Annotated in this window: 9 protein-coding genes; 5 read left to right on the top strand and 4 right to left on the bottom strand. The window is 60.8% G+C overall.

Translation table 11 applies throughout. The features are described 5' to 3' along the window. The first annotated feature begins 299 nt into the window (after nucleotides 1-299). Entirely contained in the window at nucleotides 300-2381 is a 2082-nt protein-coding gene (locus ACA053_RS13500) for a putative bifunctional diguanylate cyclase/phosphodiesterase (RefSeq protein WP_497395898.1), read from the top strand. 92 nt (nucleotides 2382-2473) lie between these two features. Continuing rightward, nucleotides 2474-3220, top strand: a complete 747-nt coding sequence (locus ACA053_RS13505) for an SDR family oxidoreductase (protein ID WP_497317799.1) — start codon at nucleotides 2474-2476, stop codon at nucleotides 3218-3220. A 151-nt stretch (nucleotides 3221-3371) separates the two neighbouring features. On the opposite strand, the gene mapR is transcribed toward ACA053_RS13505, so the two are convergent. From mapR to ACA053_RS13520, 3 genes are all read right to left on the bottom strand, one after another. Then, complete coding sequence (gene mapR / locus ACA053_RS13510) at nucleotides 3372-4781, bottom strand: GntR family transcriptional regulator MpaR (RefSeq protein ID WP_497317801.1); 1410 nt, start codon at nucleotides 4779-4781, stop codon at nucleotides 3372-3374. Nucleotides 4782-4931: 150 nt separating this feature from the next. Further along, a complete protein-coding gene (gene ccoG / locus ACA053_RS13515) occupies nucleotides 4932-6362 on the bottom strand; it encodes a cytochrome c oxidase accessory protein CcoG (RefSeq protein ID WP_497395900.1) in 1431 nt (476 codons plus the stop codon). Between the two features lie 196 nt (nucleotides 6363-6558). Further along, nucleotides 6559-6792, bottom strand: coding sequence for a DUF3203 family protein (locus ACA053_RS13520; RefSeq protein WP_497317805.1), 234 nt, complete (start codon nucleotides 6790-6792; stop codon nucleotides 6559-6561). A gap of 125 nt (nucleotides 6793-6917) precedes the next feature. Between ACA053_RS13520 and ACA053_RS13525 the strand changes: the two genes are divergently transcribed. Beyond that, the gene (locus tag ACA053_RS13525; protein ID WP_109630733.1) at nucleotides 6918-7430 is read left to right on the top strand and encodes an MgtC/SapB family protein; all 513 of its coding nucleotides are present in this window, start codon (nucleotides 6918-6920) and stop codon (nucleotides 7428-7430) included. A 3-nt stretch (nucleotides 7431-7433) separates the two neighbouring features. On the opposite strand, the gene ACA053_RS13530 is transcribed toward ACA053_RS13525, so the two are convergent. Beyond that, on the bottom strand, nucleotides 7434-7601 hold the full coding sequence (locus ACA053_RS13530) for a hypothetical protein (RefSeq protein WP_497395902.1): 168 nt from the start codon (nucleotides 7599-7601) through the stop codon (nucleotides 7434-7436). Nucleotides 7602-7808: 207 nt separating this feature from the next. Here ACA053_RS13530 and ACA053_RS13535 point away from each other — a divergent pair, with 207 nt between their 5' ends. Next, nucleotides 7809-9806: an alpha-1,4-glucan--maltose-1-phosphate maltosyltransferase gene (locus ACA053_RS13535; protein ID WP_497395904.1), complete on the top strand. Its 1998-nt coding sequence runs from the start codon at nucleotides 7809-7811 to the stop codon at nucleotides 9804-9806. Nucleotides 9807-10012: 206 nt separating this feature from the next. Beyond that, nucleotides 10013-13354 (top strand): maltose alpha-D-glucosyltransferase, encoded by a 3342-nt coding sequence (treS, locus tag ACA053_RS13540; protein ID WP_497395906.1) that lies wholly within the window; start codon nucleotides 10013-10015, stop codon nucleotides 13352-13354. The last annotated feature ends 2 nt before the right edge of the window (nucleotides 13355-13356 follow it).

Consider the following 13356-nt stretch of genomic DNA (forward strand, 5'->3'; position numbering starts at 1 on the left):
TGTCGAGCTTGCGAGGCTGCGTTCGGCGACGCAGTCGTCGTAAAACCTGCGCATGCGGTCTTCCTGAAACACCGCGTCGTTTGACTTCACGACGACTTCGTCGCCGGACGCAGCCTCGCAGGCTCGACAGCTGCTACCAGCGATTGCTTGAGTCATCGGGGTGTCAAACAAGCGTTTCATCGGTTTGATGGCCATTTGATTACTTTTGTCAGTGCGTTCTTTTGTGCAATCAGTACAATCGCCCGTTTTGCCCTCCCGAGAACGGAAGCAGTACGGGAGGGCGATCGCGAGATAGTCACATGCTCATCGGTAGCTATTCCCCCACGCTGGTAATCATTTCGCTCTGCGTAGCGATTCTCGCCTCTTACACCGCGCTCGACCTGACCGAGCGCATCGCGACCGCCAAAGGCCGTGCCGTGTTTCTATGGACGGCGGGCGGCGCCTTTGCCATGGGCGTTGGCGTCTGGTCGATGCACTTTATCGGCATGCTCGCGTTCACGTTGCCCATCGACCTGGGTTACGACTTCACCCTCACGGCACTCTCGCTGTTGACCGCGATCCTGTCCTGCGGCTTTGCCCTGTGGCTGGTCAGCCAGCCCCGGCTGCCGTCCTGGCAACTGGGGTTCGGCGCGTTGATCATGGGCGCCGGGATAAGCGCCATGCATTACACCGGCATGGCCGCCATGCACATGCAGCCGGGCATCGATTACGACCCGACGCTGTTTGGTGCGTCGCTGCTCATCGCCGTTGGCGCCTCCGGTGCGGCGTTATGGATCGCCTTCCGCCTGCGTCAGCACACGCCATACGTAGGCCTGCTTCGCGCCGGTGCGGCGGTGATCATGGGCCTGGCCATCGTCGGCATGCACTACACGGCCATGGCCGCGGCGCGCTTCCCGGACGGCAGTTTCTGTGGCGCCGCCATCAGCGGCTTGAACGGCAAGGGCCTCGACAACCTGGTGCTGATCACCACGCTCGCGGTGTTGAGCATCGCTTTGCTGACTTCGGTGCTCGATGCGCGTCTTGAAGCCCGTACCGCCGACTTGGCGCGGTCGCTGACGGAAGCCAACCGCGAACTGACCCAACTGGCCCTGCACGACACACTCACGGGTTTGCCCAATCGCATGTTGCTGGCTGACCGCATCGAGCAGGCCATGTCCAAGGTGCAGGAGCAGGGCGGTTGTTTTGCGCTGATGTTCATAGACCTCGACGGCTTCAAACCGGTCAACGATGCCTTCGGCCACCACATGGGCGATCAGTTGTTGCGCGAGGTCGGTATGCGTCTGCGCGAGGACATGCGTAGTCAGGACACGCTGGCGCGGATTGGCGGCGATGAATTCGTCCTGCTGGTGCGCCTCAGCGAGCCAAACGACGCGCTGAACGTGGCAGCGCGGCAGGTCGGGCTGATCGGCAGTGCGTTCCGGGTCGCCGAACACGACCTGCAGATTTCCGCCAGCCTCGGCATCGCGTTGTACCCGGGCAACGGCCAGACCGCCCAGGAATTGCTGATGAACGCTGACGCGGCGATGTACCACGCCAAGGGCGCGGGGAAAAACGGCTACAGCTTCTTCGACGCGTCGATGAACAGCAACGCGCGCAAACAGCTGCAATTGCTGCAGGATTTGCGCAATGCCCTCGAACAGCAGCAGTTCAGCCTCTATTACCAGCCCAAGTTCGACGCCGGCAATGGTCGCCCGGTAGGCGCCGAAGCGCTGCTGCGTTGGGAGCATCCGACCCAGGGCATGCTGCTGCCGGACAAGTTCATCGATCTGGCGGAAAGGACCGGGCTGATCATTCCCATTGGTGAATGGGTGCTGAATGAAGCCTGCCGCCAGATGCGCGAGTGGTACGTGCTCGGCTATACCGACTGGCGCATTGCGGTGAACCTCTCGGCGTTGCAGTTCTGCCATGCGGGTCTGGTCAAGAGCGTCTCCAAAGCCTTGGCCACGCATAAGCTGCCGGCCAATAGCCTGACCCTGGAAATCACTGAAACCACCGCCATGAGTGATGCCGATGCGAGCATGACGGTGCTTCAGGAACTCTCGGAAATGGGCGTCGACCTGTCCATCGACGACTTCGGCACCGGTTATTCGAGCTTGATGTACCTCAAGCGCCTGCCGGCCAACGAACTGAAGATCGACCGCGGTTTCGTCCGCGATCTGGAACACGACAGTGACGACGCCGCCATCGTCTCGGCCATCGTCGCCCTCGGCCAGGCGTTGGGCTTGCGCATCGTCGCCGAGGGCGTGGAGACCGGCGTCCAGCAAGACTTCCTGACCAAACTCGGTTGCGATTCGTTGCAGGGCTACCTGCTCGGACACCCGCTGCCGGCGGATCGTTTCATGGCCGACATTGTTCGCGGGGAACGATTGGCGACGGCTTGAATACCGTTGTGATTGATGTGAGTCCATGCAAATCCGTGCAATGGCGGGTATTCTTGGCCCCGACTGCTTACGCGTGAAGGGGGAAAGTCAGCATGGACAAAGTCATTGTCATCACCGGCGGAGGCCGTGGTATCGGCGCGGCAACCGCGCTGCTGGCCGCTGAGCTTGGCTATCGGATCTGTATCAACTATCAATCCGACGAATCGGCCGCGCATGGCGTATTGGCGCAAGTCCGCGCTTTGGGCGCTCAAGCCATCGCGGTGCGCGCCGACGTCAGCATCGAAGACGAAGTGATCAGTCTGTTCCACCGGGTGGACACCGAACTGGGTCGAGTCACCGCGCTGGTGAACAACGCCGGCACCGTCGGGCACAAGTCCCGAGTCGACGAAATGTCCGAATTCCGCATTCTCAAAACCCTCAAGACCAACGTCCTGGCACCGATCCTCTGCGCCAAGCACGCGGTCATGCGCATGTCGCCCAAACATGGCGGGCAGGGCGGCAGCATCGTCAACGTGTCCTCAGTGGCTTCGCGTTTGGGCTCGCCTAATGAGTATGTGGATTACGCCGCGTCGAAAGGCGCGCTGGACAGCTTCACCATCGGTCTGTCCAAGGAAGTGGCGGGCGAGGGGATTCGCGTCAATGCGGTGCGACCGGGGTTTATCTACACCGATTTCCATGCGTTGAGCGGTGATCCGGATCGGGTCAGTAAGCTGGAGTCGGCGATCCCGATGGCCCGGGGCGGACGGCCGGATGAAGTGGCAGAGGCGATTATCTGGTTGCTGTCGGACAAGGCGTCATATGCGACCGGGACTTTTGTTGATCTGGGGGGCGGGCGTTAAACCCAAAGATTCTTTTTGCCGGATCTGACCTCATCGCGAGCAGGCTCGCTCCCACAGGGGGTTAGTGTTGTTCACAAATACTGTGTTCACATCAATCCACTGTGGGAGCGAGCCTGCTCGCGATGACGGTAGCCCAAACGACATCAAACCCTCAGAACGACCGCACAATCCGCCCCAACGTCTCCATCGCCTTCTCCGACTCCTCGGTCCACGGGCTCCCATAATTCAGCCGAATACAATTCCTGAACCGCTGCGTCGGTGAAAAGATCGGCCCCGGCGCGATGCTGATGCCTTGCGCCAGTGCCATCTGAAACAACTTCAGCGAATCCATCTGCGGCGGCAGTTCCAGCCACAGGAAATAGCCGCCGGCCGGTTGGCTGACGCGCGTCTGTGCCGGGAAGTAGCGGGCGATGGCGGCGAGCATGGCGCTTTGCTGTTCTTCCAGGGCGTAGCGCAGTTTGCGCAGGTGTCGGTCGTAGCCGCCGTGTTGCAGGTAGTCGGCGATGGCGGCTTGGGCCGGCATCGAGGCGCACAGCGAGGTCATGAGTTTAAGGCGCTCGATCTTCTGCGCGTAACGCCCAGCGGCAACCCAGCCTATGCGGTAGCCGGGGGCCAGGCTTTTGGCGAAGGAACCGCAATGCATCACCAGCCCTTCGGTATCAAACGCCTTGGCCGGTTTCGGCGCCTGCTGGCCGTAATAGAGTTCGGCGTAGACGTCATCTTCGATCAGGGGCACCTGATGGCTGCGCAACAACTCGACCAGCTCCTGCTTCTTCGCCTCGGGCATGGTGGCGCCCATCGGGTTCTGGAAACTGGTCATGCACCAGCAGGCCTTGATCGGGTGGCGTTCCAGGGTTTGCGCGAGTACGCCCAGGTCGATACCGTCACGCGGGTGCACCGGGATTTCGACGGCTTTCAGTTTAAGCCGCTCCAGGATTTGCAGGCAGGCATAGAACGCCGGCGCTTCAATGGCCACCAGGTCGCCGGGTTCGGTGACCGCTTGCAGGCACAGGTTCAGGGCTTCCAGTGCGCCGTTGGTGATCAGCAGTTCTTCCATCGGCAGCATCAGGCCGCCGACCATGTAGCGCAGGGCAATCTGGCGTCGCAATTGCGGGTTGCCCGGTGACATGTCGGTGACGACCATGCGCGGGTCCATGTCCCGGGCGGCGCTGGCCAGGGAGCGGGACAGGCGCTGCAACGGGAACAGCGTCGGGCTGGGGAAGGCCGAGCCGAACGGCACGGTGGTCGGGTCCTTGATCGAGTCGAGGACCGAGAACACCAGTTCGCTGACGTCGACTTCGGTGGATTCATTGACCTGGCTGCTGATCACCGGCTCCGAGAACGGACTCGGCGCGTGCGCGTTGACGAAGTAGCCGGAACGCGGCCGGGCGCGGATCAGGCCCCGGCGTTCAAGCAGGTAATAGGCCTGGAACACGGTGGACGGGCTCACCCCATACGTCTGGCTGGCATAGCGCACCGACGGCACGCGCTGACCGGGGCCGAGGACGCCGGAGCGGATCAGTTCAGCGATGTCGTCGGCGAATTTTTCGTAGCGTTTCATCGAGTGCCTGGTGTGAAGTAATTCAATGGGTACGCTGTTGTGGCGAGGGAGCTTGCTCCCGTTGGGGTGCGAAGCGCCCCCAGAATTTACGACTGCTACGCAGCCGAACGGGGCAAGCCCCCTCGCCACAGGGCACCGCAGTCTAAGGGATCAACGGTTCATCGGCGCAACAAACCGGCTTTTGGCCACGCTATAAATGTCCGGTTCGTCGCTGTCGGCAATCTTGAAATTGATCGTCTGCGAGCTGCTGCTTGGCCGTTCGGTGGTCATGGCCACCGACACCGGCACATCGACAATCTCACCCGGCGCCAGGCTCAGCTCGGTCTTGCCTTGCAGGACGAAGCCTTCGCCGTCCACCAGGCTCAGCCGGTAATCCTGACGCAGCTGGGTCTTGTTGATGACCTTCAGGCTGTAGATGTTTTCGATCTGCCCCTGACTGTTCTCGCGGAACAGGCCACGGTCCTTGCTCACGTCCAGCGACACCATCGGCCGTTCGACCAGCGCGAGGGCGAGGGCACCGATCATCACCAGCAGCACCGCCGTGTAACCGATCAGCCGCGGTCGCAGCAGATGAGTCTTGCCACCCTGCAACTCATGCTCCGAGGTATAGCTGATCAAGCCACGGGCGTAGCCCATTTTGTCCATGATCGAATCGCAGGCGTCGATACACGCCGCGCAGCCGATGCATTCCATCTGCAAGCCGTCGCGAATGTCGATCCCGGTCGGGCAGACCTGCACGCACACCTGACAATCGATGCAGTCACCCAGGCCCACCTCGGCCGGTTTGACCTCACGTTTGCGCGGGCCACGGTTTTCGCCACGGGCCACATCGTAGGAAATGGTCAGAGTGTCCTTATCGAACATCACGCTCTGGAACCGCGCATACGGGCACATGTGCATGCACACCGCTTCACGCAGCCACCCGGCGTTGATGTAAGTCGCACCGGTAAAAAACAGCACCCAAAACAGACTGACACCGCCCATTTGCAGGGTCAGCATCTCTTCAGCCAGGGGCCGGATCGGGGTGAAGTAGCCGACAAAGGTCAGCCCGGTGAGCAGGCTGATGGCCAGCCACAGCGTGTGCTTGGCCGAGCGGCGGACCAGTTTGTTCAAGCCCCATGGCGCGGCTTGCAGCTTGATGCGCTGGTTGCGTTCGCCTTCAGTGATCTTCTCGCACCACATGAAGATCCAGGTCCAGGAACTCTGCGGGCAGGTGTAACCGCACCAGACGCGACCGGCGAACACGGTGATCGCGAACAGGCCGAACGCAGCAATGATCAACAGCGCTGAGAGCAGGATGAAATCCTGGGGCCAGAAGGTCGCGCCGAAGATGTGGAATTTGCTCTCGGAAAGGTCCCAGAGCACCGCCTGACGGTCGCCCCAGTTCAGCCACACGGTGCCGAAAAACAGCAAAAACAGAAATCCTGCGCCGCTCAGGCGCAAAGTGCGGAACAGGCCGGTGAAGCTGCGGGTGTGGATCAGGTTGTCGCTGGACTTGGCCTTCATCTTTGGACGCGAAGGCTCAAAGCTCTGTACTAAAGGGACGCTTTCTACGGTTCGGACGGGGATTCTTTCGCTCATGGTCTTTCGCTCATCAGCCTCCATCAGGCATGAGCACTATGACCAGCGATCTGTTTGCATAACAGACTCAGGTATTGCAATAAAAAGCGGATCAGATGGACTTTGATCCGCTGCCTGCGACAACTTGATGCACCCCGTCACAGCGGGACGCAGACGCCTATAACAGGCGCCTGCGGGCGTTGTTGATCCGCATCAGTCAAATCACCGAATCACTGTCGGTGGCTTTCAAATGCTTACGACCGTCCACTGCGCCTGCTACGGTCAATGCGTCGGCTTCTGCTTCGGTGATGTAGATGCGCTGGCCGTTGAGCTCAACCGCCGACATGGCTTTTTCCGAGTCGGTGATGATCGTGACATCGGGGCACAGGCGAATTTCTTCGCCGTTCTCGGTAACGAAAAAGCAGGTCTGGTTTTCGATGCGCACAGTCATGGAGGTGTCCTTTTTTTAGCGGGTTCTAAACTGTTAGGGCGCATCCGACGGACATCGTTCTGTGCAACTGATTAATGGTCGGCGCGGTCCATCCTCCCATAATGATCAATCACAAGGATTGCACCATGAACGCCTGGTGGCATGAGGTTTGGGTAACGCTGCAAGCGGAGTTCGCCGACATCGGCGATGCGTCACAACTGACGCGTATCACCGTGAGATTGCTGATGGCTGCGATTCTTGGCGGCATTCTCGGCTTCGAGCGCGAGCAAAAGGGCAAGGCTGCCGGGGTTCGTACTCACATGCTGGTGGCGCTGGGCGCGGCACTCTTTGTCCTGGTGCCACAGATGTCCGGCTCCCAGGCCGATGCCATGAGCCGGGTGGTGCAAGGGGTGATCGCCGGGATCGGCTTCCTTGGCGCCGGCACCATCCTGAAAAACCAGGAAGGCGATGAAGGCCACGTCAAAGGCCTGACGACCGCCGCCGGGTTGTGGATGACGGCCGCCATCGGCGTCTCGGCCGGGTTGGGTCGAGAGGCGACGGCGGTCTTGAGTACGATACTGGCATTGGCGATTTTCAGCGTGATGCCGAAAATCGTGCAACTGCTCGACAGGGATAAAGACGAGCAGGAGCGGCCGTAGTCATCACTCGGGCGCAACGATCACCGGCGGCATCGTGCCCGGTGGATCTTCTCTGGGCGGTGGCGTGGTGCCGGGCGGCTCTTGCTCGGGCACCGGTTCCGGTTCGGTCGGCGGAATGGTCGGGGTGTCGATGTTCGGATCAGGCGTCTCGGCCGGGATAGGAATACTCATCGTTGAAGCCTCCAGTGGCACATGGCGTAAGTCGTGCTTAAGTGAGTTGACCGTCGCGCGAGGGATTTGATTCCCCGGCAAATGGGCGTGAACTTTTCCCCGCGCTTGTCGCTCGGAACCTAAGTGAGTTCATTTCGGGACCGACGGTTCTGCGTGAACGACGAACAGACACAAGAGCGTCCATGGGGCGTTAAGGAGAGATGCTCGATGACTGCTGAAAAACCGACTGAGTTGAACTACAACCCTCATATGCCGCTGTCGCAGGCGCTACTGCTGCCGCGCATCGCCATTGAAAACATCATGCCGACCCTCGATGGCGGGCAGTTCGCTGCCAAGGCCGTGGTGGGCCAGGACGTGGTAGTCACCGGCAAAGTGTTCGCCGACGGCCACGACAAACTGGCCGTGCGCATCCGCTGGCGTGCCGATGGTGACGAGGCGTGGCAGAGCGAGGCCATGGCCGAGCTCGGCAATAACGGCTGGCAGGGCCAGTTCCGGGTTGAGGATCAGGGCCGGTACGTCTTTTGTATCGAAGCCTGGATCGATCAGTACGCGAGCTTTCTGTATGAGATCGAGAAGAAACATATCGCCGGCGTGCCCATCAGCCTGGAGTTGCAGGAAGGGCGCAATCAGGTACAGCAAGCGGCCGAGCGAGCAGAAGGGCCACTGAGCGAAGCACTGGCGGCGTTGCACCATGAGCTGTCCGGCCTGCTCGAAGCCGAGCAGGTCGCCCTGTTTCTGCACCAACGCAGTGCTGACCTGATGGCCCAGGCCGATCACCGCGCTTATCTGAGCCTCAGTCCTGAATTTCCGCTGGACGTCGAAAGGGAACTGGCCCAGTTCGCCAGTTGGTATGAGCTGTTTCCGCGCTCGATCACCGACGATCCGGCCCGCCACGGCACGTTCAACGACGTGCACTCGCGACTGGCGATGATCCAGGACATGGGTTTCGACGTGCTGTATTTCCCGCCGATCCACCCGATCGGACGCAGCTACCGCAAAGGCCCGAACAATTCATTGACCGCTGGCCCCGACGACCCGGGCAGCCCGTATGCCATCGGCAGCGAAGAGGGCGGGCACGAGGCGATTCACTCCGAACTCGGCACACGCGAAGATTTCCGCCGATTGGTGGCAGCCGCGGCCGATCACGGACTGGAAATTGCCCTCGATTTCGCCATCCAGTGTTCCCAGGATCACCCGTGGCTCAAGCAGCACCCGGGCTGGTTCAACTGGCGCCCGGACGGCACGATCAAATACGCCGAGAACCCGCCGAAAAAATACCAGGACATCGTCAACGTCGATTTCTATGCCAGCGATGCGATTCCGAGTTTGTGGGTCGAGTTGCGCGACGTCGTGGTCGGTTGGGTTGAAGAGGGCGTGAAGATCTTTCGCGTCGACAACCCTCACACCAAGCCGCTGCCGTTCTGGCAATGGCTGATCGCCGATGTGCGGGCGTTGTACCCCGAGGTGATTTTCCTCGCGGAAGCCTTTACCACGCCAGCGATGATGGCGCGGCTGGGCAAGGTCGGTTACTCCCAGAGCTACACCTACTTCACCTGGCGTAATACCAAAACCGAACTGGCGACCTATTTCACCGAGCTTAACGAGTCGCCGTGGCGGGAATGCTACCGGCCGAATTTCTTCGTCAATACGCCGGACATCAACCCCGCATTCCTCCATGAGTCCGGACGCGCCGGTTTTCTGATCCGCGCCGCGTTGGCCACCATGGGCTCCGGATTGTGGGGCATGTATTCGGGCTTCGAACTCTGTGAAGCCGCGCCGGTGCCGGGGAAGGAGGAATACCTCAATTCCGAGAAGTACGAGATCCGTCCGCGGGACTTCAACGCGCCGGGCAACATCATTGCCGAAATCGCCCAGCTCAACCGCATCCGCCGGCAGAATCCGGCGCTGCACACGCACCTGGGTTTAACGGTCTACAACGCCTGGAATGACAACATTCTGTATTTCGGCAAGCGCAGTGCGGATGGCAGCAACTTCATTCTGGTGGCGGTCAGCCTCGATCCGCATAACGTCCAGGAAGCGAACTTCGAGTTGCCGCTGTGGGAAATGGGCTTGCCCGACGACGCCAGCACCCAGGGCGAAGACTTGATGAGCGGCCATCGCTGGGCCTGGCACGGCAAGTACCAGTTCATGAGGATCGACCCGGCGCATCAACCGTTTGGTATCTGGCGAATCACCACTTCCTGACAGCGGTGAGAGGGGGCTTTTGTGGCGAGGGGATTTATCCCCGTTGGGCTGCGAAGCAGCCCCTAATCCGCCCAAACACCGCATCAGCCAGATCAAAATTATGCGACTGCTTCGCAGCCGAACGGGGACAAGTCCCCTCGCCACAAAGCCCTATACCCAAGCGACTGGCTCGGTGGTGGCTATTTCGAATTCAACAGGAGTTTCAAATGGCGAAGAAACCCAAGGCAGCCACCTTTATCAAGGACCCGCTCTGGTACAAGGATGCGGTGATCTACCAGGTACACGTTAAGTCTTTTTTCGACTCCAACAATGACGGGATCGGCGACTTTCCCGGCCTTATCGCCAAGCTCGATTACATTGCCGACCTCGGCGTCAACACCATCTGGCTCTTGCCGTTCTACCCGTCACCACGGCGCGACGATGGCTACGACATTGCCGAGTACCGCGGCGTGCACCCCGACTACGGCACCATGGCCGACGCCAAGCGTTTCATCTCCGAGGCCCATAAACGCGGCCTGCGGGTGATTACCGAGTTGGTCATCAACCACACCTCGGACCAGCACGCCTGGTTCCAGCGTGCGCGTAAAGCCAAACCCGGTTCGGCGGCGCGGGACTTCTACGTCTGGTCCGATGACGACCACAAATACGACGGCACCCGCATCATCTTTCTCGACACCGAGAAGTCCAACTGGACCTGGGATCCGGTCGCCGGCCAATACTTCTGGCACCGCTTCTATTCGCACCAGCCGGACCTGAACTTCGACAACCCGCAAGTCATGAAAGCGGTGCTGTCGGTGATGCGCTACTGGCTCGACATGGGCATCGACGGCCTGCGGCTGGACGCGATTCCGTACTTGATCGAGCGCGACGGCACCAACAACGAAAACCTGCCTGAGACCCACGACGTCCTCAAGCAGATCCGTGCCGAGATCGACGCCAATTACCCGGACCGCATGCTCCTGGCCGAGGCCAATCAATGGCCGGAAGACACCCAGCTGTACTTCGGTGACACCGACAAAAAAGGCCTTAACGGCGACGAATGCCACATGGCCTTCCACTTTCCGTTGATGCCACGCATGTACATGGCGCTGGCCCAGGAAGATCGCTTCCCGATCACCGACATCCTGCGCCAGACCCCGGAGATTCCGGCCAACTGTCAGTGGGCGATTTTCCTGCGCAACCACGATGAGTTGACCCTGGAAATGGTTACCGACAAGGAACGCGATTACCTGTGGAATTACTACGCGGCCGACCGAAGGGCGCGGATCAACCTTGGTATCCGTCGCCGCCTGGCGCCGTTGATGGAGCGGGATCGTCGTCGCGTCGAACTGCTCAACAGTCTGCTGCTGTCGATGCCGGGTACGCCGACGATGTATTACGGCGATGAAATCGGCATGGGCGACAACATCTACCTCGGCGACCGTGACGGCGTGCGCACGCCGATGCAGTGGTCGATCGACCGTAACGGCGGCTTCTCCCGCGCCGACCCGGCGAGCCTGGTGCTGCCACCGATCATGGACCCGCAATACGGTTACCTGTCGGTCAACGTCGAGACCCAGGCCGGCGACCCACACTCACTGCTGAACTGGACCCGACGCATGCTCGCCGTGCGCAAGCAGTCCAAGGCCTTTGGTCGCGGCACGCTGAAAATGCTGTCGCCGAGCAATCGACGGATTCTGGCCTACACCCGTGAATACACCGGGCCGGATGGAAAATACGAAACCATCCTGTGTGTTGCCAACGTCTCGCGCAGTGCGCAAGCGGCGGAGCTCGACCTGTCGGCCTACGTCGGCATGGTGCCGGTGGAGATGCTCGGTGGTAACGCCTTCCCGCCGATCGGCCAGTTGAATTTCCTCCTGACCCTGGCGCCTTACGGCTTTTATTGGTTCGGACTCGCTGCGGAGAATCAAATGCCGAGCTGGCACGTAGAACCGGCGCAAAGCCTGCCGGACTTCACCACCCTGGTGCTGAAAAAACGCATGGAAGAACTGCTCGAAGCGCCGTCTCGCGCCACGCTGGAGCAGGGCATCCTGCCGAACTGGCTGCAAAACCGCCGCTGGTTCGCCGGCAAGGACGCGCCCATCGAGAAGGTCAACCTGGCCTACGGCGTGCGCTTCGGCGACGCGCAGCATCCGGTGCTGCTGAGTGAAATCGAAGTCACCAGCGGCGGCCAGACCAGCCGTTACCAGCTGCCGTTCGGCTTCATTGCCGATGATCAGGTCGGGCCGGCGCTGCCGCAGCAATTGGCGCTGTCCCGGGTGCGACGTGGCCCGCAGGTGGGGTTGATCACCGATGCGTTCAGCCTGGAAAACTTTATCCGCGCGGTGTTGCATGGCATGCAGGAAAGCACCGTATTGCCTTCGGACGGCGGCGAGATTCGTTTCGAACCGACTGCCGAACTGGCCAAGCTGGGCCTGAACGCAGAATCGGAAGTGCGCTACCTGTCCGCCGAGCAGTCCAACAGCTCGGTGGTGATCGGCAACAGCCTGGTGCTGAAGCTGATCCGCAAGATCGCCTCGGGCGTGCACCCGGAACTGGAAATGAGCGCCTACCTGACCAACGCCGGTTTCAGCAACATCTCGCCGCTGCTGGGCTCGGTGGTTCGCCGCGATGCCCAGGGCGAAGACAATCTGCTGATGATCGCCCAAGGCTATTTGAGCAATCAGGGCGATGCCTGGGAATGGACCCAGAACAACCTCGAACGGGCACTGCGCGACGAACTGGCCGACGCCATGTCCGAGCAAGAGCAACACTACAACGCCTTGGGTGAACTGAAAGACTTCGCCGGCATGCTCGGCCAGCGGCTGGGGGAAATGCACCAGGTGCTGGCGGCCCCGACCGATGACCCGGACTTCGCGCCGCAGGTCACCACGCAGAAAGACGCCCTGGCTTCGGCCAAGGACGTCGCGGCTCAGCTGGAACACTCGCTGAAGTTGCTCAAGCAACATCAAAGCGAACTGAACCCGGCGGACAAAGCGCTGGTCACTCGTTTACTGGACAACAAAAAAGCCATCCTCAGCCATGTCCAGGACCTGGGCAAAAAAGCCGTCGGTGGTTTGCGCATTCGCGTCCACGGCGACTTGCACTTGGGGCAGGTGCTGGTGATCAAGGGCGACGCTTACCTGATCGACTTCGAGGGTGAGCCGGCTCGGCCGTTGAGCGAGCGACGCGGCAAGCACAGCCCCTATAAAGATGTCAGCGGCGTGTTGCGCTCCTTCGATTACGCCGCGGCGATGGCGATCAACGTGCACAACGTCGACAACACGGCCGAGGCCCAAGCGGCACGGCAACGGGTAGCCGACCGCTATCTGAATGAAGCAAAACAGGCATTTGTCGACGCTTATCGGCTGGCGGCAGCTAGTCTTGCTCATGCGTGGCAAGATCCGGAAGGCGAGGACGCCGCGCTGGCGTTGTTCGGGCTGGAGAAGGCGGCGTATGAGGTGGCGTATGAGGCTGAGAATCGCCCCACTTGGCTGCCGGTGCCATTGCACGGTTTGTATGGATTATTGAGTGGGCTTAAACCCTTTTCCGATCTTGGTGGAGAGTAGTT

This window comes from Pseudomonas sp. LBUM1672, assembly GCF_059695655.1.